This is a genomic window from Mucilaginibacter pankratovii (assembly GCF_014773265.1).
Lineage (GTDB): Bacteria > Bacteroidota > Bacteroidia > Sphingobacteriales > Sphingobacteriaceae > Mucilaginibacter > Mucilaginibacter pankratovii.
Genome location: NZ_JACWMY010000002.1, coordinates 555,558 through 581,837 on the forward strand (window position 1 = coordinate 555,558; position 26,280 = coordinate 581,837).

16 protein-coding genes are annotated in these 26,280 nt (G+C 47.2%); 9 read left to right on the forward strand and 7 right to left on the reverse strand.

What is annotated here, in order from left to right:
• Positions 1–21: 21 nt before the first annotated feature.
• Positions 22–2,961: a triple tyrosine motif-containing protein gene (locus tag IDJ77_RS05115; protein WP_191187849.1), complete on the reverse strand. Its 2,940-nt coding sequence runs from the start codon at positions 2,959–2,961 to the stop codon at positions 22–24.
• 295 nt (positions 2,962–3,256) lie between these two features.
• Between IDJ77_RS05115 and IDJ77_RS05120 the strand changes: the two genes are divergently transcribed.
• The 6 genes from IDJ77_RS05120 (at position 3,257) to IDJ77_RS05145 (ending at position 12,896) form a co-directional block, all read left to right on the forward strand.
• The gene (locus IDJ77_RS05120; RefSeq protein WP_191187850.1) at positions 3,257–6,379 is read left to right on the forward strand and encodes a SusC/RagA family TonB-linked outer membrane protein; all 3,123 of its coding nucleotides are present in this window, start codon (positions 3,257–3,259) and stop codon (positions 6,377–6,379) included.
• Between the two features lie 19 nt (positions 6,380–6,398).
• Positions 6,399–7,907: a RagB/SusD family nutrient uptake outer membrane protein gene (locus IDJ77_RS05125; RefSeq protein WP_191187851.1), complete on the forward strand. Its 1,509-nt coding sequence runs from the start codon at positions 6,399–6,401 to the stop codon at positions 7,905–7,907.
• Between the two features lie 16 nt (positions 7,908–7,923).
• The gene (locus tag IDJ77_RS05130) at positions 7,924–10,005 is read left to right on the forward strand and encodes a PKD domain-containing protein (protein ID WP_191187852.1); all 2,082 of its coding nucleotides are present in this window, start codon (positions 7,924–7,926) and stop codon (positions 10,003–10,005) included.
• A 10-nt stretch (positions 10,006–10,015) separates the two neighbouring features.
• Complete coding sequence (locus IDJ77_RS05135) at positions 10,016–10,912, forward strand: PKD domain-containing protein (RefSeq protein ID WP_191187853.1); 897 nt, start codon at positions 10,016–10,018, stop codon at positions 10,910–10,912.
• A gap of 7 nt (positions 10,913–10,919) precedes the next feature.
• Entirely contained in the window at positions 10,920–11,945 is a 1,026-nt protein-coding gene (locus IDJ77_RS05140; RefSeq protein ID WP_191187854.1) for a family 16 glycosylhydrolase, read from the forward strand.
• Positions 11,946–12,011: 66 nt separating this feature from the next.
• Positions 12,012–12,896 carry a glycoside hydrolase family 16 protein gene (locus tag IDJ77_RS05145; protein ID WP_191187855.1) on the forward strand — a complete coding sequence of 295 codons (885 nt, stop codon included), beginning with the start codon at positions 12,012–12,014 and terminating at the stop codon, positions 12,894–12,896.
• A gap of 64 nt (positions 12,897–12,960) precedes the next feature.
• Here IDJ77_RS05145 and IDJ77_RS05150 read toward each other — a convergent pair whose 3' ends face one another.
• The 5 genes from IDJ77_RS05150 to IDJ77_RS05170 form a co-directional block, all read right to left on the reverse strand.
• Positions 12,961–14,367: an efflux transporter outer membrane subunit gene (locus IDJ77_RS05150; RefSeq protein WP_191187856.1), complete on the reverse strand. Its 1,407-nt coding sequence runs from the start codon at positions 14,365–14,367 to the stop codon at positions 12,961–12,963.
• A 19-nt stretch (positions 14,368–14,386) separates the two neighbouring features.
• The gene (locus tag IDJ77_RS05155) at positions 14,387–17,551 is read right to left on the reverse strand and encodes an efflux RND transporter permease subunit (RefSeq protein ID WP_191187857.1); all 3,165 of its coding nucleotides are present in this window, start codon (positions 17,549–17,551) and stop codon (positions 14,387–14,389) included.
• Between the two features lie 32 nt (positions 17,552–17,583).
• Positions 17,584–18,744, reverse strand: coding sequence for an efflux RND transporter periplasmic adaptor subunit (locus tag IDJ77_RS05160; RefSeq protein WP_191187858.1), 1,161 nt, complete (start codon positions 18,742–18,744; stop codon positions 17,584–17,586).
• A 260-nt stretch (positions 18,745–19,004) separates the two neighbouring features.
• The gene (gene katG / locus IDJ77_RS05165) at positions 19,005–21,272 is read right to left on the reverse strand and encodes a catalase/peroxidase HPI (RefSeq protein ID WP_191187859.1); all 2,268 of its coding nucleotides are present in this window, start codon (positions 21,270–21,272) and stop codon (positions 19,005–19,007) included.
• A gap of 132 nt (positions 21,273–21,404) precedes the next feature.
• Complete coding sequence (locus IDJ77_RS05170) at positions 21,405–21,866, reverse strand: hypothetical protein (protein WP_191187860.1); 462 nt, start codon at positions 21,864–21,866, stop codon at positions 21,405–21,407.
• A 288-nt stretch (positions 21,867–22,154) separates the two neighbouring features.
• Between IDJ77_RS05170 and IDJ77_RS05175 the strand changes: the two genes are divergently transcribed.
• From IDJ77_RS05175 to IDJ77_RS05185, 3 genes are all read left to right on the forward strand, one after another.
• Positions 22,155–22,832 (forward strand): hypothetical protein, encoded by a 678-nt coding sequence (locus IDJ77_RS05175; RefSeq protein ID WP_191187861.1) that lies wholly within the window; start codon positions 22,155–22,157, stop codon positions 22,830–22,832.
• Positions 22,833–23,026: 194 nt separating this feature from the next.
• The gene (locus tag IDJ77_RS05180) at positions 23,027–24,055 is read left to right on the forward strand and encodes an alpha/beta hydrolase family protein (RefSeq protein ID WP_224750969.1); all 1,029 of its coding nucleotides are present in this window, start codon (positions 23,027–23,029) and stop codon (positions 24,053–24,055) included.
• A gap of 656 nt (positions 24,056–24,711) precedes the next feature.
• Positions 24,712–25,164, forward strand: a complete 453-nt coding sequence (locus tag IDJ77_RS05185) for a GNAT family N-acetyltransferase (protein ID WP_191187863.1) — start codon at positions 24,712–24,714, stop codon at positions 25,162–25,164.
• Between the two features lie 362 nt (positions 25,165–25,526).
• Here the strand turns inward: IDJ77_RS05185 and IDJ77_RS05190 are convergent, their stop codons facing one another.
• Positions 25,527–26,267, reverse strand: a complete 741-nt coding sequence (locus IDJ77_RS05190; protein WP_191187864.1) for a glycoside hydrolase family 16 protein — start codon at positions 26,265–26,267, stop codon at positions 25,527–25,529.
• Positions 26,268–26,280 lie beyond the last annotated feature (13 nt).

Genomic DNA, 26,280 nt, shown 5'->3' on the forward strand with positions numbered 1-26,280 from the left:
TTACCCGGACGGCGAAAGCACCTACTTCATCAGTTCCCGCTGAATATTGAACAGGAACTCAAAAAGGTTCATCTCGGTAGGGATCTGCAGTTTTTTCCGCAGACGGTACCGGCTTACTTCTACGCCACGTACCGATATAGCCATTAACTGGGCAATTTCTTTACTCGACAGGTTCATAATAAGGTAGGCACAAAGTTTCAGTTCCTGCTGGTTTATGGTTGGGTAACGATCTTTAAGCAGCGATAAAAAGCCCGCGTGCACCCTGTCAAAATGGATAGAAAATTGCTGCCATTGCTCGTTCAGCTTATCCTCTTCGGTAAGCATCCGCTGGATCTTTTTAATTTCCTTTACTTCTACCGTGTCTGTGCCCGATTTTTGCAAACGCAGTAACTCTTCTTTTACCTTGGTTAAAAATTCTTTTTGCTGCACCAGGTTTAACGCGGATGATGCCAGTTCTGATGTTTTAAACTCCACCTCCGCCAGCAATTTTTCACTCCTTAAGTTGGCCAACTCCTTTTCCGATCGTTCAAGCTCCAGTTGGTGCTGGTAAGCAAGCTGTCGCTGCTCCTCATCACTCTTTTGTCGTTGTAACTGCAATCCTCTTTGTTGTTTTAAAGTATGCCGCCTCTCCTGCATTTGGTATAACAGGTAAAATATACCGGCAAAAATGAGGCTGTATAAGCCATATGCCCACACGGTTTGATACCATGGCGGGTTAATGACAAAAGTGTACGCCGTAACGCCCGATTCCTTATTATGATTACGGGCCTTTACCTCAAACACATACTTGCGGGCAGGCAGGTTGGTGTAATCTTTTTCGGACTTTTTTGACCACTCAGACCATCCCTTGTCGAAACCTTTGAGCAGATAGCTGTATTCTACGTTTGACTGTTCCTCAAAAACAGGCGACGAATATTCGAAATGAAGCGAATTGAACTCGTACCCCAGATCAAGTGCATCGGTACCTGCCTCATTATTGGCGTTACTTATGTTATTGTTGTACCCGCCGAATAACAAACTGTCGGTATCCGACCCGGACCGTACATTACGGATATAAACGGTTAAGGGCTGAATATTCTGCTTGTACTTTGCATAGTTGATATGATAAAATCCGTTTTCGCTCCCAACAAATATATTTTCAGCATCGATGGGGTAAACATTCTCAAAACCACTAAGGATACGGTTGTTAAGCTCGGGGAAATTGATGATAGTTGGCGACGCCGAATAGTCGACTACGCCCAGGCTTTTGCCTTCTACAAACCAAATATTGCCCGTGGCATCTTCATTTAAATACCTTATGCCCCGCGTACCAAATATGGTTTTGAATGCTTTAGAAGGTTTAAATCTATCGGTGCCTGCATCGTATTCATAAATACCTTTTTCGGTGGCTATAACAATGCGTCCTTTTACCTTAAACACAAAATTATTCAGCGGTGATGGCAGCCCCTGCTCATTGGTATAGTTTTTTACCTGTTTTGTTTCAGGATCAAGCCGGTAAATGCCCCGATAAGGGTGAGATGTCCATACAACGTTATTCTCATCAACCTGCAAAAACCTGGCAGATTCGTAGTAAGTGCCCAAATTACCTTTATCCGCAAGGGATGCACCTTTGTTTTCAAACAAACGCACACCGTAGTAATTACCGGCGGCTATCATTGGCACCCCCAGCTTGCCAGTCAATTGCTGAAAGATCCAAAACCCTGTTGAATTGTATATCGGCGATATTTTGCCATCCCCTACTTCAAACAACCCATCGTCGCGGCCGGCTAATAAGTGCCCCCCTACCGCTGCGATGTTCCAGGTTTGGCCCTCGGCAGCTACTTTAAAGTTGTTTTTTACATAGCTCAGGTCGCCCATATCCGTTATGGGCACCTGGTAGATCCCATTAGACAGTGCGAAGTAAAGTTTGTTATGATATAATGCCGTAGCGTAGCCGCCGCCATCTTTAAATATATCCGGGCTAATGTGTTTTACGGCGTTATTGTAAGCAATAAAATCGATGCCGTTATCCAGCCCCAGCCAAACATTATGATTAGCATCGGTATACATACTGCGCACAAAAATATTTTGCAGCCCCTCTTTTTTTGCGATGTTCTCTATTACCGCTCCTGTGCGGTCAACCTGGTAAACGCCGTTTAAAAACGTACTCAGCAGGTAAGTACCGTCGTTTAATGCCACGGCTGCCGAAAAATGCTGATGATTATCTATACCTAATCCTGAAAGTTTAAAACTGCGCAATGTTTTACCGCTAAGCAGGAAGATGCCATCCTTAGCCGTGGTAACCAGGCTAAATGGGGTGCTATATTTGGATATCGACGTAATATAAAAGCCATTAGGCAGGTCTTTTTTATCGATATAAGGTTGCCAGCCGCCGTTAACATACTCCAGCAGGCCCTTCTGTTCGTCATGTGCCAGCAGTTTATCCTGGTAACAGCCCAAAAACAACCACGACCGGCTATGATACACCGTTATTTTACCATTGCTATATTTAAACAGTTTGTCGTTAGAACGAAAGAACACATCATTGCCATAACTTACTATATCCCACAGGTCGGAGAATACCTGGTCGGATTTCGGGATCAGGTGTTTTAATGAAGTAAAAACCAGCGAGCCATTTTTACCGGGCGAAAAATACCCTATCTCGTCCTGCCCGCCCACGTATAGCTTTTTATCGCTACCAAACTCCAGCGAGCGTACAATGGTACGATTGGGCAACGGAAAAAGCTGCCAGCTGGCACCGTCAAAAACCAGTACGCCTTCGTTGTTGGCAAAATAGATACGCTTCTGCGCATCCTGGCGTATCTTCCAGTTTTGAGTGCCCGCGTTGTACTGCCTTTTCTCGTAATTAATGGTTTTTCGTTGCGCAATGTACGCTTGCGCAAAGGCAAAATCACTCCCCGCAATAAAAAGCATCGCAAGTAAAAAACTGAAAAACAGCAATTTATGCCGAAATATGAACATTATTAATCAGAGGTTATGATGGTGGTACTAATATCGTTTTTTTTATGGCTTTTTTTTGCCTTGTTGTAGTAGTGATGTAGTCTGTTATTCGTGCAAACGCCCATCTGTGCTATACTTTTGACCCCGAACCAGGCGCATCCGGCGCTTTTGTAAACCAATATAAACGTATAACTAAATCATGATCTAATGTAACATGTGCATTTCCGTGCACCTAAAATCCTTTTATGAAAAAACTTTTACAACCAATCACGGGTTCAGCCCCCTTTCAATTAATTATAAACTAACATTTAACCTTATGCAATTTAAACTCAAGTTTCTTGTGGTTATCGCTTTGCTGTTTTGTTTTGTTGGCGAGGCATATTCACAATCCGCCCGCTTAACCGGCAAAGTAACCCAGAAATCCGACGGACAAGGCGTACCCGGTGCAACCGTTGCCATTAAAGGCACCGCCTTAGGTACAGTAACAGATGTAAATGGCAATTACACGCTTAATTTGCCGCAAGGTGGCGGTGTAATAGTAGTTTCCTTCATCGGTATGGTAACGGTTGAAAGAACCGTAACCGCAGCCGGAGTTGAAAACTTTGTTTTGGATGATGATGCTAAAGCACTTAGCGAAGTGGTAGTAGTAGGCTACGGTACACAAAAAGTTACCAATATTTCGGGTGCTATATCTGTAGTAAAAAGCTCGGATATCAAAAAGCTCAACGCTGTACGCGCCGAGGAAGCGCTGCAGGGCCTGGTATCAGGTGTTACCGTTATACAGCCGGGTTCGCCGGGTGCAAGGCCGTCCGTACTGGTAAGGGGTATCCCCTCTTTCTCGGGTAACGACCCAACCGTGGTGGTCGACGGATCTATCCAAACCTTAAGCGATCTGAATTCTATCAACCCATCAGATATCGAATCTATCAACGTGCTTAAAGATGCTGCCAGCACAGCTATTTACGGCCTTAAAGGCGGTAACGGCGTTATTGTGGTGACCACAAAAACAGGCCGCAAAAACCAAAAAACCGAGTTTTCCATCAACAGCAACTACGGCGTACAGGATGTTTCCCGCCGCATTGGGGTGCTTAACGCTTCTGAATACGGTGCCATTGTAAACGAAGGCAGCGTGGCATCGGGCGGTAACGTTATCTTCCCCGATCTTTCTATATTGGGCGCGGGTACCAACTGGCAAAAAGAGATCTTCCAGACCGCGCCTATGCAATCGCATAACATATCGGCACGCGGCGGCAGCGAAAAAATGTCGTACTTCCTGTCGGGAGGGTACCTCAACCAGGGCGGTATTGTAGGTGGTTATGATAAATCGCACTTTAACCGTGGTACGTTCACAGCCAATTTAACTTTCGATTTTACATCGAAACTAAAGTTCATTGTAAACACTACAGGTGTATTGCTGAACAATAAGGGTGTGGGCGAAAACTCGTTTAACAGTGTTATAGGCAACGCTCTCAACTTCGACCCTACCGTATCGGTTTTAAACACCGACCCGAGCGTGACAAGCAAGTATGGTTATAGCAATTTGTTGCTTTCAGAGATCTCTAACCCGCTTACCCAACTGGATAATACTTACAATACAAACACCGGCACCAAAATTTACGGCAAGTTTGAATTGCAGTACGATATCATAAAAGGCCTAAAAGTTAACAGCCGCTTTGGTTATACCAAATACGATGATAAATCTAAAAGCTTCTCGCCGCTGGTATTTTTCGGCCCTCAGAACGTTGAGAACGGCCTTGATGCCGGAGGCAACCCCATTGCAGGCAGGCACAACAGCGTAAACCAAAGCAAAAACAGCAATTTCAACTACACATGGGAAAACTTTGCCAACTACAATTTCAACGTTGCTACAGATCACCATTTTGAGACCGTATTAGGTTTCTCAATGGCTAAGATCACCGGCAACGGTATGAATGTAGGCCGGCAGGATGTTCCGTTCAACTCGTGGGAGTTTGCCGATTATTCTGCTGCAACAGGCACCAACAGTGCCGATAACCCAAATGCGCAAACAGGCGGCTACTTTCAGTACTTCAGGAGGAACTTATCGTACTTCGGTCGTGTTAACTACGATTACAAAAACCGTTACCTGGCCTCATTCTCGGCACGCCGCGATGGTTCGTATGCATTCGGTATCAACAACAAATTTGCCGATTTCTATGCAGGTTCCTTAGGCTGGGTAGTTACCAGCGAGGAATTCTTTAAACCATCGTTCATCGATTTTCTGAAGATCCGCGGCAGCTACGGTGTAACCGGTAACGAAAATGTGTCCCCTCAGTATAATAAAATAAACACAGGCGGCCCTGATTATGGCTCTACGGCCAACAGCAACGGTTACAACTATGGTAACGTTTTCTACACCGGCTCAACGCTTGCTTCATCGCGTAACGACGACCTGGCCTGGGAGAAACAAAAACAAGGCAACATCGGGTTCGATCTTACCATGTTCCACAAACTGTCTATCTCTGCCGATTATTATCAAAAAAGGGTTAGTGGATTGTTGTTTACCCCAAATGCGCCGGGCATCTACGGTACCATACCCGTGCCGCCGTATAACATTGGCTCCACAAAAAGCACCGGTTTAGATATTACCATAAGTTACAACGAAACCATTGGTACCGGCTTTAAATTGAACAACTCGTTCAACATTACCACTATTAAAAACATGGTAACGGCTACCAACGCCGATGGTACCGCACGGATCCTGGGTGGTGGTTTCTTTAACGGCCAGTCGCAAACAGTTACCGTGTTTGAGAAAGGCCAAACGCCTGCTTATTTCTACGGCTATAAAACCGATGGCTTGTTCCAAAACGCCGCCGAAATTGCAGCAGCGCCAACACAGGCAGGCGCGCAACCGGGCGATATCCGCTTTGTTGATACCAATAAAGATGGCCTGATAAACGCCGATGACCGGGTAAAAATAGGCGACCCCTTCCCTAACTTTACTTTAGGCTGGAACCTGAGCATGGCCTACAAAGGCTTTGATTTCAGCGCCTTAACCTACGCTTCAATAGGTAACGATATCTATCGTGCTTACGAGCGTAACGCCAACTTCAGCAACAAATACCGCGCGGTGTTGGCCAGGTGGACAGGCGAAGGCAGCACCAACGATGCACGCTACCCGCGTTACTCTTTCACCGACCCAAACAGCAACATCCGCGTATCAGACAGGTATGTTGAAGATGGTTCTTTTGTGAAAGTAAAAAACATCCAGTTGGGTTACACCTTCTCGAAAGCTGCGTTGAAAAACGTGTTCAGGTCGGTTAGGATCTACGCGCAGGTGAAAAACGCGTTCGTTATTACCAAATATAACGGTTACGACCCTGAAATATCGGGCGGCGGCAACTTATTAGAGAACGGCGTGGACCGTGGTGCATACCCGCAGGCACGTATTTACGCAGTAGGGCTTGATATTAACTTGTAATGAATTAAACCGGAAAACAATGAAAAAGATATATATGAAGATGATTGCCCTGGTTGTTGTTGCAACACTAATGGGTTCATGCAAAAAGTTTATTGATTATAACCCGCACGAAGATTTTATTGTAACCGATCTGGATTACTTTAAATCGGAAAGCGATTACCGCAACATGGTGGTGAGCGCTTATACGCCGGTGCAATGGCTTAACCAGGTTACCGTAATTGGCGATATTGCTTCTGATAACTCGGTAGCAGGCGGCGAAAGCGCATCAGACGTACTGGCGCTGCAACAGATAGATGATTTTACGCTTACACCTATCAACTCCGCGCTGGAGGACCTGTATAGGGTTGCTTATGAAGGTGTTAACCGCACCAATTATATTGTTCAGTATAAGGACAAAAACCCCGCAGGTGAAACCGTTAATTTCAGCGGTAAAGATGCCATGTACGGCGAGGTTTATTTCCTACGTGCCTATTACTATTTTACTTTGGTAAAAATGTGGGGCGATGTGCCAATATTTTTGGATAAACGCATCTCGCTTACCGACGCAAGGGGCCTTGCCCGTTCACCAAAGACGGAAGTGTACGCCCAGATAGAAAAAGACCTGCTTGCCGCAATCGCCGTGTTGCCAACAACATCAACACAGCCGGGCCGCATTACTAAATATGCTGCTCAGGGTTTATTAGGAAAGGTTTATTTGTACGAGAATAAATTCAGCGAGGCTGATGCCGTGTTGGAACCGATAATTGCTTCAAACGCATTTACATTGGTAGCCGATTATCCATCTATCTACCTGGCATCGGGCGAAAACGGTACAGAATCTGTTTTCGAGGTACAATACACCAATGGCTCGCCATATTATAACTGGGGTGGTGCAACCCGCGGCCAGGGTAACTACGCGGTTCAGCAAAACGGTATAAGGGGCCTTAGCGGCGGTGGCGCAATGCCTTACGCAGCAGGCTGGAGCACTAACCTTCCATCGCAAAACCTGGCCAATGCTTACGCAGCAGGCGATCAGCGTAAGGATATTACAGCTTTCAATATCGAGGCTTATAAAACAGCGCACCCGGAATTTGGCATCAGCTACCAGGTGGCGCCTTATAAAAACACCGGCCTTTATAACGGTAAATACTTACCACGTAAAGGCGAAACATCCGGCCAGATAGAGTTGAATTACCTGAATAACTTCCGTGTAATGCGTTACTCTGAAGTTTTACTGATGGCAGCCGAAGCAATTAACCGCAGCGGTGGCGATAATGCAAAAGCACTGGGTTACCTTAACCAGGTACGCCGCCGTGCATTTAAAGACAATGCACATGATGTTACCGCCACCGGCGATGCACTTAAACTGGCCATTTGGGACGAGCGCAGGCTGGAACTGGCTATGGACGGAGATCGCTTCTTCGACCTGGTGAGGACCGGGCAGGCAGCAAGCAAACTAACCGGTTTTGTAGCGGGTAAACACGAGCTGTTCCCTATCCCGCAGACAGAGATAACTATTACAGGTATCACACAAAACCCCGGCTATTAACCTTAATTTTTAAAATATGAAGGCAATAAAATATTATTTAGGATTAACCCTGGCACTGGCCGCAGTAGCGGGCTGTAAAAAGGATTATATTGATACATCTTTTGTTACCCAGGCCGCTGAGCCGGGTAAGTTGGGCGTGTTATTTAACATTACGCAGGATAACACCGGCCTGGTTACTATCATACCAAGCGGCGAGGGCGTTACCAGCTACGATGTTTACTTTGGCGATGGTGGCGAAACCTACACCAAAGTAGGTGCAGGCAAAACTATCGACCATAAGTATGCGGAGGGTGTTTATAACGTAAAATTGGTTGGGCACAACATTGGCGGTAAAACCGTTGAGTTTACCCAGGCGCTTACGGTATCGTTCCGCGCACCGGCCAACCTTGTACCTGCGGTAAACACCAACGGTTTAACGGTTACGGTTGATGCAAAAGCCGATTACGAAACTATGTATCATGTGTACTATGGCGACGAAACCGGCACCACTCCCGAACCTTTCGATACATTTCTGGAAGGGCAACCGGCTGCGCACACCTACAAGGCTGCAGGCACCTACACCGTACGCGTTGTAGCACTTAGCGGGGGCGTAGCCACCACCCAGGCCACGCAAACCATTAAGGTTGGTAAGCAGATAGACCTGCCGCTGGCCTTTGATGATCCTAACTTTGATTACACCACCAGCGATTTTGGTGGCAACCAATCCGGCGTAACTGCCGACCCCGATAATGCGGCAAACAAAGTTTTAAAAGTTACTAAACCAGGCGGTGCCGAGGTTTGGGCCGGTACAACTTTGGGTACAGGAGCGGGTTTTGCAACAAAGGTGGGCATTACCGCTGCTAACTCAAAAATGACAGCGAGGATCTACTCCCCTGCTGCGGGCTTAACTATCAAGTTAAAATTAGAGGATCATGCCAACGGCGCAAACTCTGTTGAAACAGACTCCAAAACTACCAAAGCAAATCAATGGGAAACACTAACCTTCGATTTTAATAATAACTCGGCAGGCACCCCGGCTATAAACCCGGCCTTTACTTACGATAAGGCGTCAATGTTCTTCGACTTTGGCAACGGTGGCAGCGGTAAAGTGTTTTATATGGACGACCTGAAAATGAGTGTCCCTATTCAGCAAATTAGCTTACCGGTGACCTTTGACGCAGCAAATACAGATTACACCGTTACCGATTTTGGCAACAACAGTAGTATCGATGCAGTTGACCCGTTAAACGCGGCCAATAAGGTTAAAAAGACCACCAAACCAGGCGGCGCCGAAGTTTGGGCAGGTACAACTATTGGCACGCCAGCCGGTTTCGCAACCAAAGTGCCCATTGCTGCCGACTTTGCCCAAATGACGCTGCGTGTATACTCACCTGCGGCAGGCCTCACCATTAAATTAAAACTGGAGGATCATACCAACGGCGCAAAATCTGTTGAGACAGACGCGGTAACCACCGTCGCTAACGCTTGGGAAACTTTGACATTCAACTTCCTCAACAATTCGGCAGGTACACCGGCCTTTAACGCAACTACCAACTACGATAAAGCGTCCGTATTCTTCGATTTTGGCGTAGCCGGATCCGGCAAGGTATTTTATTGGGACGACCTGAAGGCAGTACCTGCACCATCTTCGGTTTTAGGGATCCCACTTAATTTTCAGTCATCAACCCTAAACTACGTCTTTACCGATTTTGAAGGAGGTAACGTTACCGTAGTAAACAACCCTGCTTCGGGCGGAATAAACACCAGCACAAAAGTTGCCAAAATGATCAAAAATCCCGGTGCAACTTATGGAGGTAGTTTCATCGCGCTTGATAATCCTATCGATTTCAGCAAAAAGATCATTAAAATGAAGGTATGGTCGCCGAGGATTGGTGCAAAGGTGTTGCTTAAGGTTGAGAACCTTACCAATGGCGGTATCAGCTTCGAAAAAGAAGTATTGACTACCAAAGCCAACGAATGGGAAGAATTGACCTTCGACTATAGCGCCATCAATACCGCAAACTCTTATCAGAAAGTAGTACTGATATTTGACAATGGTACTGCAGGTGACGGTTCGGCCAACTTCACTTTCTATTTTGATGATATAACACTTAATTAATTTAACAAAAATGAAAATCAATATAAAAGTATTAACAGCGGCTTGCCTGCTGGCTGTTATAGTGGTGGTGAGCTGTAAAAAGCAGGAGTATACCTTCGGGAAGATCATCACCCCTACCGATGTGACTGTAACTACCCAAATTGAAGGCGTAGATGCTGCCAACCCTAATGGCGGCGGCAGTGGTAATGTAAGCATTACTACCACGGCAACCAGTGCCGTATCATACAAAGTAGATTATGGCGATGGCAATGTGGAAATTGTGCCAACCGGTAAGGTAACGCATAAATACGCTAACCCGGGCACATCAGATTATACCATCATCGTAAGCGCAATTGGTACCGGCGGCGTAACATCAACCGCTACCAAAAAGATAACGGTTTTTGTAGCCTTCGAGATCCCGGCTGCCATATTACAGAACCTGACCAACGGAAGTTCGAGAACATGGGTTACCGCACGCGAAACCCCCGGCCACGTGGGTGTAGGGCCAACCAACACCTACAGTTCTGATTATTACAGCGCCGAGCCAAACCAGCGCGCGGAGTGCCTGTACGATGATGAAATGACCTTTAGTAAGGATGCTAATAATAACATTACGCTTACTATCAATAACAAGGGCCAATCGTTCTTTATCGCAGGGGCAACAGCGTTCTATGGAGCGTCCGGTGGCGACAACTGCTATAACATTGATATAACAGCGCCGCGTAAGCTTACTTTCATGAATGCAACTTCCGGCTCAACAGCCGCAAACTCTACACGCATACAATTCGTAGTTCCCGGTAACGGTTTGATAAACTTTGGCACCGGTGGCAATACTTATGAAATACTATCGCTTACCGCAACAACAATTACCTTGCGTAACATCGGTATCGACGGGCTTGCATGGTATCAAAAATTTAAGGTTAAATAATAAGGATATGAAAAAATTAGGCTCCTATATGATAATTGCGCTTGTGGCCGTGTTCGCAAGTTGCAGCAAAGAAACTAACAAAACCGACCCTAATAAGCCGGCGAATATCGAGATAAAGACAGTTCCGAGTGCCGATAACAGCGGCAACGTAGCGTTCACGGTTACGGCCACCAACGCGGCATCGTACGAGTTCGATTTCGGCAACGGCGTTTACCAAAGCTCCACTACCGGTACGCTTACTTACAAGTACCCGGTTGCGGGTACCTATACCGTAAAGGTTACTGTAAAAAGCGCTGCAGGTAGCGTAACCACGCAAACCACACAGGTTACCGTGGCGGCGAGCGAATCGCTTATCTTTTCAGATGAGTTTGATAAAGCCGGTGCTCCCGATCCCGGTAAATGGGGTTACGACCTGGGCAACAACGGCGGCTGGGGCAATAACGAACTGGAGTATTACACCAACCGCGCCGATAACGTTATCGTAGCAGATGGCAAGCTGAAGATCATGCTGAAGAAAGAAAACTTCAGCGGCTTTAACTATACATCTGCCCGATTGCTGTCAAAAGGTAAGTTCAACTTTAAATATGGCCGCGTAGAATTTAAGGCAAAACTACCTGCCGGTGCGGGCACCTGGCCTGCGCTTTGGGCGCTGGGCAGCAGTATAGATACCACCCCATGGCCTGCCTGCGGTGAGATAGATATTATGGAACATGTAGGTAACCAGCAGAACAAAATATTTGCTACGCTGCATTACACGGGCCATTCCGGGGGCAACGGGGTAGGCAATACCACCATGATACCTACAGCATCAACCGAATTCCATATTTATAGCATGGAGTGGACCGCTACCCAAATGAAGTTTTCTGTTGATGGTACGGTGTTCCATACTTTCGCCAATGACTCAAGCAAACCATTTAATGCCAATTTCTTCCTCATCATGAACGTGGCGATGGGCGGTAACTTTGGCGGCGCAGTAGATCCGGCCATCACCAATGCCACCATGGAGGTTGAGTACGTACGAGTTTACAGATAACAACATCTATAAAAAGGAGCGCCAACATTGGTGCTCCTTTTTATATGACCATAACCCTATTAGTTTATGCTTTACAAAAAATATTTTTTTGCTGCTGCTATGGCGGCGATAATTGCCTTGCCCGCCCTTTCTCAAACAAAAAAGCCGGTCGCGGCGAAACCAGCCGGTAAGGTGATTTTTTTTGACGATTTTTCGGGAAATAAGCTCGACCGCAGCAAATGGACGCCAATAGTTACCGGCTTTCATGTTAACGACGAATTACAGGCCTACGTAGATTCTGCCAATGTGATCTCGTTTGTAAACGGTGCCGCCGCCGAAGGTGCGCGTAATGGCGCGCTTGTATTAAGCCCAAGGTATTCGCCCGGGTTTAGAACTTTCGATGGGCAAACCTTCGATTTCATTTCGGGAAGGCTCACCACCATAAATAAGTTTGATTTTACCTATGGCACCGCCGAGGCACGTATTAAACTGGTAGCAGCTGATGGCTTATGGCCCGCCTGGTGGATGTTAGGCTACCCTAACTGGCCTGCCGGCGGCGAAACCGACATTATGGAGTTTATAGGCGAAGCCGACTGGGTTAGCGCTGCCGTACATGGCCCCGGTTATAGCGGCGAAACGCCATTTGTAAACCGCTTATATTTAAATAAAAACAATGATGCAACCAAATGGCATACCTACGCGGTTGACTGGACCCCCGAAAGCTTTGTGTTTAAATACGATGGCGTGCCTATGTTCCGGGTGACAAAAACCATGGCGCAGCATTATGGCAAATGGGTTTTCACCGATAAGCAATACCTGATACTGAACTTTGCTGTAGGTGGTATTTATCCATTCAAAATAAACGGCCTCAAAAAGCCTTATTACGGCCTATCCGAGAAAGCGTTAAATCTCATTAAAAATCAAAAAGCAAAAATGCTGGTAGACTGGGTTAGGGTTACCAAAAAGGGATAAGTTTCGATTTTAACCCTTCTGAATCAAAAAGGAGATGTTCAATTCAGAGCATCTCCTTTTTTCGTTATCGCCAGCCGCCGCCTAAAGCACGGTATAGGTTCACAACCGCCTGCAATTCCTGCAGCTTATCGTTCACACCGCTTAGTTGCGCCGATAACAACGTTTGCTCCGATGTCAAAACATCCGTATAGTTGGTAGCCGAACTGTAACGCAATAATTCCTGCGTGTACTCTACCGATTTTTGCAGCGCGGTTATCTGCTTACTGCGGGCATCCTCCTTTTCGATAGCTGTTTGATGAGCGTACAAGGCATCAGATACCTCCTGCCCTGCTACCAACAAGGTTTTCTGGAAACTGTTTAACGCCTGTTGCTGCTGTGCCTGCGCGGTGCGTAAACGGGCTTTATTAATACCCTGGTTAAATATGGGTTGGGTAAGCCCCGCCACGGCATTATAAAATATCGATTTATTAAAAAAGTCGCTCAATTGCAGGGTGGATAGGCCGGCCTGCGCAGTGATGGTAAACTGCGGATAAAAATAGCTTTTGGCAACATTGGTATTCTCAAACGCAACCCTGAAGGCCAGTTCGCTTTGCTGCACATCCGGGCGGTTCGTTAGCAGTTGCGCCGGGAAACCGGTTTGCAGGTCGCTCGCTATGTTTTGGCTTGCCAGCGTGGTCCGACTAACCGGACCGGGCGGGCGCGATAATAGAACGTTCAAAGCATTCTCGGTTTCGCGGATGCTGCGTTTTATATCCGGGATTGATACCTCGGCGGCATAGCGGTTGGCTTCGCTTTGTACCACGGCTGCGCCGGTAACTACGGCACCCTCTTTCAGCTGCTTCATGGTCTCTACATCCCTTATCCTGTTTTTCAGGGTTTCGAGTGTGATCTCCAGTTGCTTGTCTAAAGCCAGCAGGGTAAAATAGTTATTGGCAATATCTGCTATCAGCTGCGTTTGTACCGCACGTTTGGCAGCATCGCTTTGCAAAAAGTTGGCTAAGGCGGCGCGTTTGGTACTGCTTAATTTGCCCCATACATCAGCCTCCCACGAAGTGCTTAAACCAGCCTGGTAGGTAGTGGTTAAAGTATTAAAACTGATGCCTGCCGGGAAATTTAAACCTGCCTGCGATTGTTTGGAGCGGGTTACATTAGCGCTGCCACTTAAGCTTGGCAGAAATGCGGCCTTGCTTTGCTGCAAAGTTGCCTGAGCAGCCAATATTCGCTGCACGGCCGATTTCAAGTCGAGGTTATTACTGATACCCTCCTGTATCAAACTTTTTAGGGCGGTATCGGCAAACAGGCTTTGCCAGGGTAAGGTCGCCATGGTGGCGCTATCCGTTGCGGCAACGCCCCGGTACAAACCGGCGGTATTTACATCGGGCGTTTTATACGTTTTACCAACCTTGCAGGCCTGCAGGATAACCGCCACTACTGCAAAAAGGGCTATGTATTTTATGACAGATCTGTTCATTGTTAAAATATCTTCAAAATTAATTGGCTGGTTTTACTTCAGCCACCACATCATCATCGTCGTCGTCGTGCGATTTATCGCGGCCCACCTTCTCCTGCAAATGCTGGAAGATGATAAACAGCACAGGTATCACAAATACACCAAATACCGTCCCCACAAACATGCCCCCTACCGCGCCTACGCCGATAGATCTGTTACCGTTAGCGCCTGCGCCGGTAGAGAACATCAATGGCATAATACCGAAGATAAAGGCGAAGGAGGTCATCAGGATGGGGCGTAAGCGTGCCTCAGCCCCGGCAATAGCCGATGGAATAAGGTCCATCCCCGCCCTGCGACGGTCTAAGGCAAACTCCACTATCAAAATGGCGTTTTTGGCCAATAAGCCAATGAGCATAATGAGGGATATCTGCAGGTAAATATTACTGCCTATACCAAATATGGTGGCAAAGATATAGGTGCCTGCCAAACCAACCGGCAGCGAAAGCAATACCGCGAAAGGCAGAATGTAACTTTCGTACTGCGCGCTCAATAAGAAATATACAAACACCAAACACAAAATAAATATATAAGCCGACTGCGAGCCTGTGCTCAGCTCCTCGCGTGTTAAACCCGAGAATTCATAATCGTAACCTGCCGGCAGATGTGTTTTGGCAACTTCCTTAATGGCGTTGATAGCATCCCCGGTACTGTAACCCGGTTTTGGCGACCCCGATACCGAAATGGCTGTAAACAGGTTAAACCTGGAGATAGCCTCGGGGCCAAACACTTTTTTTAGCGTGATGAAGGTGGTGATGGGTGCCATTACACCGGCGTTGTTGCGTACAAATATTTTGCTCAGCCCGGTTTCCTTGGCGCGGTAGTCATAATCGGCCTGTACCATAACGCGGTACTGCTTGCCAAACTGGTTAAAGTTTGATGCATATAAACCACCGTAATATCCCTGCAAAGTGCTTAGTACCGAGTTTACGGTTACGCCTGCCTCTTTACATTTTGCTACGTTTATATCCACCTGGAACTGCGGGAAGTTTGGATTGAACGAAGAGTTTAAACTTTGAATTTCGGCACGTTGCCCAAGCGCTGCCTGAAAGTTATTACTCACCTTAAATAGCTCTTCTACGGTATGGCCACCTTTATCCTGCAATTCAAAAGAAAAGCCGTCGCTGTTACCAAAACCCTGCAGCGTTGGCGGCGAAAAATAGAATACGCTCGCTTCGCGAAGGTCCTTGGTTTTATAAAACAACTGGCCAATAATGGCTTCCAGGCTTTGTTCCTTTTCTTTGCGCTGGTCCCAGTCCTTCAGTTTTAAGATCACCATGGCGTAGGCACTTCCCGAGCCCGCGAGGAAGTTAAAGCCCACCAGTTTTAGCGAGTTTTCTACTTCGGGAAAAGTGCGGCCTATGCTGTCTATCTTAGTGGCAACCGCTGCAGTACGCTCCATTGACGAAGCAGGCGGCAAGCTGATAGCAGCGAATATCGTCCCTTGGTCCTCATTAGGCACAAAGCTGGATGGTGTGGTTTTTACCAGGTAAACAAACACAGCCGAGAACACGGCCACAGCCAAAAGCGCTATCCACTTACGGTGCGACAGGAAGCCAACAGATTTTTTATACTTACCGCTTACCGCATCAAAGGCGGTATTGAACACCACATAAAAGTGATTGATAAAGCCATGCTTTTTTGTTCCCTTCTCGTGCGGCTTTAAAAACAGCGCGCACAATGCGGGGCTTAAGGTTAAAGCGTTTACAGCGGATAATAAAATAGCCACCGCCAGGGTAATACCAAATTGTTTGTAAAACACCCCGGTTGAACCGGAGATAAAAGTAACCGGCAAAAATACTGCCGACATAACCAATGTGATGGAAATAATGGCGCCCGAGATCTCGTTCATGGCATCGACGGATGCTTTTCGTGCCGATTTATAACCCTGGTCCATTTTGGCATGCACGGCCTCTACTACCACAATGGCATCATCCACCACAATACCAATAGCCAGTACCAGCGCGAACAAGGTTAGCAGGTTGATGGTAAAGCCAAACAGGTTGAGAAAGAAGAATGTACCCAAAATTGCTACGGGTACAGCAATGGCGGGTATCAGCGTAGAGCGGAAGTCCTGCAGGAAAACAAACACCACAATAAAAACCAGTATAAAGGCCTCTATTAATGTGCTGATCACTTTTTCTATCGAGGCATTTAAAAACTCATTGGCATCAACCAGGTAGGCTATTTTGACGCCCTTCGGGAATTTCTCTGATGCTTCATCTAAGATCTTTTTGGTATTATCAATTACATCACGGGCGTTTGACCCCGCCGTTTGACTGATAGCCACACCCACCGATTCATGGCCGTTAGTCACTTCCTGGAAGGAATAGTCCAGCGCGCCCAGCTCTACCCGGGCAATATCGTTCAATCGCAATAGCTGACCGTTGCCTACCGATTTGATGATGATATCGCCAAACTCCTTGGCCGATTGCAAACGCCCTTTATAACGGATCACATACTGGAAAGGCTCGTGGCTGTTCTCGCCGAACTTACCCGGCGCCGCTTCTATATTTTGCTCGTTGAGTGCTTCGGTAACATCATCGGGTATTAAGCTGTAGCGCGACATAACATCAGGTTTCAGCCAAATACGCATCGAGTAATCTTTAGAGCCGAATACCATGGCGTTACCCACACCCGTTACACGCTGTATGGCCGGCACCAGGTTTATTTTGGTGTAGTTCTGCAGAAAGGTTTCGTCGTAAGTTTTATTCTCGCTGTATAGCGAAAAAATAAGAAGATTACTGCTTTGGCTTTTGGATACCGACACACCCGATTGTGTTACCACCAGCGGCAGTAAGCTGGTTGCCCTTGATACGCGGTTCTGCACGTTTACAGCTGCCAGATCGGGGTTGGTACCTACTTTAAAATAAACGGTGATTGATGCCGAGCCGTCGTTACTGGCGCTGGAGGTCATGTAGGTCATGTTCTCCACCCCGTTTATCTGCTCCTCCATTGGGATGATGACACTTTTTAAAACCACATCGGCATTAGCACCACTATAAAAAGCCTGCACCTGCACCGTTGGCGGCGCTATATCCGGGTATTGCGATACGGGGAGGGTAATAAGGCCCAGCACACCCAGTATTACCAGTATCACTGATATTACGGTAGATAAAACCGGGCGTTCTATAAATTTTTTAAGCATGATATTGCTTTAGTGTGTAAGCTGAAATTTGATTATTTAAGATCGCCGTAAACCGATTGGGCGCTAACCGGAATAGGCTTAATGGCTGTGCCATCGGCAATGTTGCCTGAGCTTTCCAGGATAATCTTATCCCCGGCTTTTAAGCCTTCGGTAACCACATAAAATTTGCCGGCGGTATTATCCATTACTTTTACAGCCACGTTCTTCACCTTGTTCTGCGCATCTATAACGTACACAAAACGTTTGTCCTGTAATTCGTAGGTAGCGCTTTGCGGTACCAATAGGGCATCCTTTATGATATTGGGGATGCGTACCGAGGCGCTGCTCCCGCTGCGAATAAGCCCGCGCGGATTAACAAAATCGGCACGTACATTGGCGGCACCGGTTGCGGTGTTAATAAGGCCGTTCACGGTTTCTACCCGGCCGGTGTGCTCATAGGTGGTGCCATCCGACAAGATAAGCGATACGTTTGGCATTTTATTGATAACCGCTTTTAACGACCGGGTGCCTGTGCTATCCCTATTCAGATCGAGCAATTGTTTTTCGTTCATTGCGAAATACGCGTACACATTGGCGGTATTATAAACCGTGGTTAACGGATCTGTTGTAGTGCCGTTTACCAGGCTACCCAATTTAAATGGCAACGAACCAATAACCCCGCTTACCGGGCTGGTGATGGTGGTGTACCCCAGGTTAACCTGCGCATTGGCCAGCGCCGCCTTTGCCTGCGCCAAAGCCGCCGCCTTAGATTGCTGTGTATACTCCGCCGACTCCAGTTCGTACTTGCTGATGATATCTTTTTCTACAAGGGGTTTTACTTTGTTCACCTGCATGCGGGCGAGGGCAAGGTCGGCTTCGGCGGTTTTGATGCCTGCCTGGGCGGTGCGTACTTCCTGCTCGTACTGCGGGGCGTTTATTTTGAAAAGCAACTGGCCTTTGGTTACGATGCTGCCTTCGTCTACAAATATTTTTTCTACGTAGCCATCAACCTTCGGCCTTATTTCGATATTCTGCTGGCCCTGTATGCTGGCCGGATAATCTACACTTAGCGTAGCATTGCGCGGCTGCAGTTCAAGCACCTTATAATCTAATACCTGCGTACCGGGCGCGTCGGCATCCTGTTGTTTTTTACCGCCGCAGGAGGCCAGGGTTATGCATCCAACGAGGCCAATGAAAAATAAGTTTCTTATCATCAATCGTCTTCTACCTAAAAGAGATGTTTGAGCGGCTATCGATCCCAAGGGCCTTATCATCATTTCCATTTATATTATTGTTACAAAACCAGGCAAATGTAAATATCCAATCATCAATAAAAGATAACACGGCCTGTAATTTTCATGGGACAATTATTAGATATCCTTTATTTTGAGTATTGCGGAATAAAAAAAAGAGGCCGTTTCATATCTCTGAAACAGCCTCTTGCATGTTATATTAAATTTGCTCCTAACCCAACTTACGCCAGGTCAAACCTGTCCAGGTTCATTACTTTGGTCCATGTGGCTACAAAGTCTTTCACAAACTTATCGCCGGCATCTGCGCTTGCGTAAACTTCTGCAAGGGCCCTCAATTCGGAATTGGAACCAAACACGAGGTCGGCACGGGTAGCGGTCCATTTTACTTCGCCGGTACTGCGGTCCTTTCCCTCGTAGATCTCCCTGCTGGTGTCCGCGGCTTTCCAGGCGGTGCCCATATCCAGCAGGTTTACAAAAAAATGGTTGGTAAGTAAGCCCGGAGTAGAAGTAAATACGCCGTGTTTAGACCCATCAAAGTTGGTATCCAGCACACGCAAACCGCCTATAAGCACGGTTAATTCCGGCGCGGTAAGGGTAAGCAGCTGGGCCTTATCTATCAGCAGTTCCTCGGTTGAAACCGGGATCTTTGATTTGCGGTAATTACGGAAACCATCCGCAGCAGGCTCCAGGTACCCGAACGATTCTACATCGGTTTGCTCCTGCGAAGCGTCGGCACGGCCGGGTGTAAACGGTACAGTAATACCCTGTCCCGCATCTTTAGCCGCTTTTTCAACAGCCGCGCTGCCGGCAAGCACGATCAGGTCGGCAAGCGAAACCTGCTTACCATCTGCACTATTAAATTCCTGTTGAATACCTTCCAGTACGCCCAGCACTTTTTGCAACTGTGCCGGGTTGTTTGCCTGCCAGTACCTTTGCGGTGCCAAACGGATACGCGCGCCATTGGCACCACCACGCTTATCAGAACCACGGAAAGTAGAGGCCGAGGCCCAGGCTGTGGAAACCAGTTCAGACACGCTTAAACCAGAACCTAAAACCTTTGCTTTAATGGCCGCAACATCAGCATCATTTATTAAGGCATGGTCAACTGCGGGGATAGGGTCCTGCCAAAGCAATATTTCCTGTGGTACATCGGCACCCAGGTAGCGGGCACGCGGGCCCATATCGCGATGGGTTAATTTAAACCAGGCACGCGCGAAGGCATCAGAGAATGCTTCATGGTCTTCTAAAAAGCGCCTTGATATTTTTTCGTAAGACGGATCGAACCTTAAAGCAAGATCGGTAGTGAGCATGGTTGGCAAATGCTTTTTCGAGCTATCATATGCATCCGGAATAAAAGCCTCTGCATTTTTAGCCACCCATTGGTGAGCGCCACCGGGGCTTTTTGTAAGTTCCCACTCAAAACCCAGCAGGTTTTCGAAGAAATTATTACTCCACTGCGTAGGTGTTTTGGTCCAGGTTACTTCCAGGCCGCTGGTAATCGTATCCTGGCCTTTACCGCTTCCGTAACTATTGTTCCAGCCGAAGCCCTGCAGATCAACGTCTGCTGCTTCGGGTTCTTTGCCTACATGGTCGGAAGTGGAAGCGCCATGGGTTTTGCCAAAACTGTGGCCGCCCGCTATCAGCGCAACCGTTTCTTCATCATTCATAGCCATACGGCCGAAGGTTTCGCGGATATCTTTTGCGGCAGCTATCGGGTCGGGGTTACCGTCCGGGCCTTCGGGGTTTACATATATTAAGCCCATATGTGCCGCTCCAAGCGGTTTTTCCAGGTTGTGAGCATGCTTGCCTCCGCCTGCATCTTCGTCAGATACCAATACGCCATGCCCCGCAACGCCCGGCGTACCACCCGGGTAACGTTTATCGTTCCCCAGCCAGGTGGTTTCAGAGCCCCAATAAACCGATTCATCCGCCTCCCAAACATCCGCGCGACCGCCGGCAAAGCCAAAGGTTTTAAAACCCATCGATTCCAGCGCGATGTTACCGGTAAGGATCATCAGATCCGCCCATGAAATTTTGCGGCCATATTTTTGTTTAATAGGCCAAAGCAGCCTGCGAGCCTTATCCAGGCTTACGTTGTCGGGCCAGCTGTTAAGTGGTGCAAAACGTTGCAGCCCTGCCCCGCCTCCGCCACGGCCATCGCCTACGCGGTAAGTACCTGCGCTGTGCCATGCCATCCGGATAAACAGGCCGCCGTAGTGGCCAAAATCTGCCGGCCACCAGTCCTGCGAATCGGTCATCAATGCGTGCAGATCTTGCTTTACAGCTTCCAGGTCGAGGCTTTTAAATGCTTCGGCGTAATTAAAATCATCACCCATTGGGTTTGATAAAGACGACTGCTGGCGTAAGATATTTAGCTTTAACTGGTTGGGCCACCAGTCCTGGTTGCGGGTACCGCCACCGGCAGTATTGTGTTTCATCTCACCGTTGTGAAACGGGCATTTGCTGATGTCGTTCGAATCTTTTTCCATTTTTTATAGGTTTCTGTTAAGTATTTGGTTTTACAGAGAAATATAAAATTAGGGTATTAACAGCGATATTCCCAATCGAATTATTCTATGGGAAATAGTTAAAAGCTATGGAGATAGTTGTTACCCGGGGTATTACTTTTTTACAGCATGGCCAATAAAATAGCCGATGATGAGGGCTACCACCATAAGCGCCCACCAAATGTATTGCCGTGTTTTAAGGCCGGCAATTATTCTTTGGTTCAGGAGCTTTTCGTTCTGGAGGGAAAGGTTTTGCTGCTGTAGTTTAGACAGGATACTGTTTACCTCTGTTGGTTTTGCCTGTTCCAGCTGGTAGCGTTTGAGGAAACCGCCCGCTTTTAAAAACTTGTCGCCCTTTAGCTTCAGCACCAGTTTTTCGGGCAGGTCGTAATCGCCGTGCTTGCCTGTTTCGGCTACCAGGCCCTCGCGAATCAAGATCTGAATAAGGGCGAAGGCGGAGGCTTCGTCCTGATCGAACAGGGTGAGCAATTGGTTTCGCGTTAAGCTGTCGGGGATGCCAAAGGCTTCCAGCACCGCGTCCAGCATTTCACATTCGTATTCGTTCAGTTCTACCACTTTGGCAAATTTAGTAATATCCTGTATAAATTGTTAGCTGGTCATGCCTTTATATAGCACTTCCATCCGGACCATCTGTTTCGCAGATCTACAGAACAAGGCAGCGCAATAAATACCCGACAGGGTTTACAAAAGTTTACACTATTTAAAAATATATTTTACAACTAATTGATTATAAGACATTTATTCCATTAAGCGAGTTTACACTTTTTTATAAAAATAAACACAAATGACATTTGCATTTATAAAGATTATTCTTTAATTTTATCTTTATAAATAAAGAATAACATGAATAAGAAAACAACCGCTATGGCAACGCTAACTGTTGCGCGACGTAAAGTGGATGAACTGCTTGCGCTGAAAAAAATCACAGTAGAAAATGTGCAGGAGCTCACCGGTGCCGAAAGGGAAATATTCCAGGAAAGGCTTACCCAAATATTAGCAGACTCGAAAGGCGTGGAACGAGACAACCTTTTAGCTAAAATAGAACTGATCCTCCCCGACAGTACAAAAAACGACGTGTGGGAACATAACCATACGGTGATCCGCAGCGCCATTTCGGATTTTATGCGCCAGTATGGTGTTATGCCCACTAAAAGCGCCATAGCCGAAGAAACCGGCCTCAGCCGGCAAACGGTGACCAAACATTTTAAAGAATACAAATCGCACCCGGAATTTATAGCCGAAGCCGAGCAATTTAAATTTATGAGCCACGAAATGCTGGCCAGCGTATTTAAGTTTGCCCGTAACGGCAACATGCGGGCCGCCAGGCTTTATTTTGAAATGGTTGGCGCCATCAACAAACCCGGCACCAACACCGTTGTAACCGAGCAGAAGAACTACATCCAAATAAACAACACCATCCTGAGCCAGGAAAACCTAAAGCAGTTAACCGCCGAACAGCTGCTACAGATTGAGAATATTGTTAGGGATAGGGTGATGGAGTTGCCGGTAGTTGTTAGGTAATTTCTCCACTACTAACAAAGGCCGGTAATTACAAGATTATTTATAATGTGTTGTGCGATTGGAGAGTGATATAAATGGCATAAAAAGTTGTGCATTATATTGAAACTTGATATATTTAGTTATCAATTAGCTCCCACATCATGCCGAAGACCAAACCAGATACAAGGTTCGCTGCGCTTTTATTTTTATTGATAATGAATGCCGCGGTCGCATTTGGCCAGGCAGAGAACTACCCATTGCCGGACAAAGTAGCCCGAGATTTTAAAGATCTATTGAACCGCCCGATGGTGGACCCGAAGCCCCGGTTCGGCAACGTAAGCATGGATACGATACAGGTAGATACCGGGAGTATCTATACCGAAGCCAACGAACGCATGCCGGTGCTTATTTACAAACCGGTAATAGCCGGGCAAACCAGGTTCCCGGCGGCGATATTCCTGCATGGCACCGGCGGCACTAAGGATCAGGGCAACATCAAGGCCATATTTATCAAACTGGCCAAATTGGGCATTATGGGTGTAGCTATTGACGCACGTTACCATGGCCAGCGCATACCCGGCGGCGCTCACGGCAGTAAAGAATATACCGAGGCCGCTTACCAGGCCTTTAAAACCAACGACCAAACACACCATGCTTATCCTTTTTTGTATGATACCTCTTATGATCTGTGGCGATTGGTGGATTACCTGGTCACCCGCCCTGACGTTAAAGCCGACCGTATCGGTATGGGCGGCATATCCATGGGTGGGGTGGAGACCTGGATGGCGGCATCGGTAGATATAAGGATACACGCGGCGGTGCTGGGTATTGCCGTACAAAGCTTTAAATGGAGCCTGGAGAATAACAAATGGCAAGACCGTGCCGGCACTATTGGCGACGCCCATAAAAAAGCCGCCCATGACCTGGGCGATAGCACCGTTAATCAGGCCAATGTAAAAGCCGTATGGGACAAGATACTGCCCGGCATAACCGGCGAGTTTGATTGCCCGTCAATGATACGGCTTTTCGCGCCGCGGCCTTTACTGATATTAAGTAAGGACAAGGACACTAACAACCCATACCCCGGCGCACAGATCGGTTTCGTTACGGTAACCGACGCCTACAAGGCCAGGAACGCCACCGACAAACTGGATATAGTTGTACAGCCCAACCTGGGCCATGTTTTTAACGCGAAGGATGCTGATCTTACAATAGCGTTCTTTGCAAAATATTTGTTGGAATAACAGTTCACTAAACGCTAAAATCAATATATTAAAGAATATTTAACTCCAATTTAGCCTGTGGTCGATGTTATCACCGCACCACAGACCGGATCCGATACTCAATTGTATAGAGCAATAATGTAAAATTCCGCTGTCCTTGGTGTTGTCTTCAACGACAAACGAGATGCCCCTCAGTAGCCTAATATTAAATCTTTCAATTTCTTTACAGCACCCGGTTTTGTTGGTCACAAGACTAACAAAGGGCAGAACGCCCACGTCATGCCGAATTTATTTCGGCACCCCACCTGCAAAGTAGCGACGTGCAAATCGTTTAGCATATCGGCGACCCGTCCTGTGGGGTCCTGAAACAAGTTCAGGATGACGTTTAGGTGTCTACCGTACCTTTGTTGATCATAAGACCATAGGTATGTTCGGAAGATTATTTTTGTTCCCCTCTCGAGAGGGGGCGCGCGGGTTTGTGTAGTGGCGGGGTGTGTTAGCCGTCATGCAATCACGAAATGCATCGGGCAGAAACACACCCCTGCACCCCTCTCAAGAGGGGAATCGCACATCCCTCCGCTTTTTATTGTTTGAACATTGTTAGTCACAAGACCAACAAAGGCACGTAAAGGGCATGTTAGCAGATTTTCATTAATTTCGCCCCAAAACATCTCCTCATGCACCTCACCCATAAAACCCTCCCCTTCCACCAGCTTAACGTTGATGAGCTATACCAACTCCTCAGCCTGCGCAGCGAGGTATTTGTGGTAGAACAAAACTGTGTGTTTTTAGACCAGGACGATAAGGATCAGCAATGCCATCACCTGCTGTTGTATGTGGATAACAAACTTGCTGCATATAGCCGGTTGGTGCCTGCCGGTTTATCTTATTCAGAACCGTCCATTGGGCGGGTGGTTACTTCACCTGCTTTCAGGGGCAGTGGATTGGGCCGTAAGTTGATGGAGCTTTCTATACAAAGCTGCGAAACGCTATTTGGCCCGCAGACTATTCGTATAGGCGCGCAAACCTATGCGCTGCTGTTTTACCGCTCGCTCGGCTTTGTGGAAGATGGCGACCGTTACGACGAAGACGGGATAGAACACATCGAAATGGTAAGGAAACCCGATTAAAAAACACAAACCCGGCTGCCGTTCGGCAACCGGGTTTGTTGGTCATAAGGCCACACCTATCGGAAGATTTTTTAGTTCCCCTCTTGAGAGGGGGCGCGCCGGTTTGTGTGGTGGCAGGGGTGTGTTTGCCACGATGCAATAGCGTAAAGCATGGTGCAGAACACACCCCTCCGCTCCTCTCAAGAGGGGAATCGCGCATGGCCCTGGCTTTTTTAATCTTCCGACCCTATAGTCGCAAGACCAACAAAGTCGATGAGTTTTGAATATCGAATAATGAATTTTGAATATCGAACGCCGAAGTGCTTTTCACTTTACTTCATTATTCGATGTGGACATTCGGTGTTCGATATTAAAATATCACGCTATTTTCCCGTAAACTTAAAGCTATGGATTACCACTTCCACCGGTTTGTCATCGGTTGGGGCGAGCCCTTTAAATAACCAAAGGTTTAAGAAAGCCGGCATAGCAACGCTACTGATGGATACCGCAGGGCTTTTAAACTCCTTTGTTAAAAACAGGTTGTCGCGGTTATCACCGTCTACGTGGCCGTACAGGGTTTTAAACGTAACACTTTCGGGCGTACGGATGAACCTTTGCGTAGTGTAGGTACCATTCGGTGAAGTAAACTCGGTAGAATAGCTGGTATGCCTGGGCGGATCGCCCGCTTTTGGGTAAACGGTGTAGTTTAAGTTTGGATAGGCGCTGTTACCCCATCGTGCAAATTCAATATCCATTTCGTCCCTTGCATCAACACCCGAATAGTTGAACAATCCCAGCACTATGTTCTTATCAAACTTATCCAGGTCGGCATCCATCTGCCATTGGTAAGTGCCCATGCCGAAGCTTTCGGTACTGCTGATCTCGGCACATTCCCAGCGGCCATTAGCGGCATTCTTGCTTATTTTAAGGTGCAGCCAGCCGCTCCCGTCAACCCATACATTACTGGCCGACCAATAATTCGGCCCCGGCCCTACCTGCTCGGCAGGTTCCTTTACGTTCCAGGTATAGCCGCTCCATTTAATGGTTTTTGTTTGGGCGGAAACGTTGCTATGGGCGGATAATAAAAACAATACAAATGCCGCCCCGAATAATCTTCTCATCATTAGGTTTATAATT

Excerpts from the sequence above, each read along its gene's own strand:
- IDJ77_RS05190 (WP_191187864.1), bottom strand. The coding sequence starts at position 26,267 with ATGATGAGAAGATTATTCGGGGCGGCATTTGTATTGTTTTTATTATCC.
- katG (WP_191187859.1), bottom strand. The coding sequence starts at position 21,272 with ATGGAAAAAGATTCGAACGACATCAGCAAATGCCCGTTTCACAACGGT.
- IDJ77_RS05120 (WP_191187850.1), top strand. The coding sequence starts at position 3,257 with ATGCAATTTAAACTCAAGTTTCTTGTGGTTATCGCTTTGCTGTTTTGT.
- IDJ77_RS05135 (WP_191187853.1), top strand. The coding sequence starts at position 10,016 with ATGAAAATCAATATAAAAGTATTAACAGCGGCTTGCCTGCTGGCTGTT.
- IDJ77_RS05160 (WP_191187858.1), bottom strand. The coding sequence starts at position 18,744 with ATGATAAGAAACTTATTTTTCATTGGCCTCGTTGGATGCATAACCCTG.
- IDJ77_RS05185 (WP_191187863.1), top strand. The coding sequence starts at position 24,712 with ATGCACCTCACCCATAAAACCCTCCCCTTCCACCAGCTTAACGTTGAT.
- IDJ77_RS05145 (WP_191187855.1), top strand. The coding sequence starts at position 12,012 with ATGCTTTACAAAAAATATTTTTTTGCTGCTGCTATGGCGGCGATAATT.
- IDJ77_RS05180 (WP_224750969.1), top strand. The coding sequence starts at position 23,027 with ATGAATGCCGCGGTCGCATTTGGCCAGGCAGAGAACTACCCATTGCCG.
- IDJ77_RS05140 (WP_191187854.1), top strand. The coding sequence starts at position 10,920 with ATGAAAAAATTAGGCTCCTATATGATAATTGCGCTTGTGGCCGTGTTC.
- IDJ77_RS05125 (WP_191187851.1), top strand. The coding sequence starts at position 6,399 with ATGAAAAAGATATATATGAAGATGATTGCCCTGGTTGTTGTTGCAACA.
- IDJ77_RS05175 (WP_191187861.1), top strand. The coding sequence starts at position 22,155 with ATGAATAAGAAAACAACCGCTATGGCAACGCTAACTGTTGCGCGACGT.
- IDJ77_RS05150 (WP_191187856.1), bottom strand. The coding sequence starts at position 14,367 with ATGAACAGATCTGTCATAAAATACATAGCCCTTTTTGCAGTAGTGGCG.
- IDJ77_RS05115 (WP_191187849.1), bottom strand. The coding sequence starts at position 2,961 with ATGTTCATATTTCGGCATAAATTGCTGTTTTTCAGTTTTTTACTTGCG.
- IDJ77_RS05155 (WP_191187857.1), bottom strand. The coding sequence starts at position 17,551 with ATGCTTAAAAAATTTATAGAACGCCCGGTTTTATCTACCGTAATATCA.
- IDJ77_RS05130 (WP_191187852.1), top strand. The coding sequence starts at position 7,924 with ATGAAGGCAATAAAATATTATTTAGGATTAACCCTGGCACTGGCCGCA.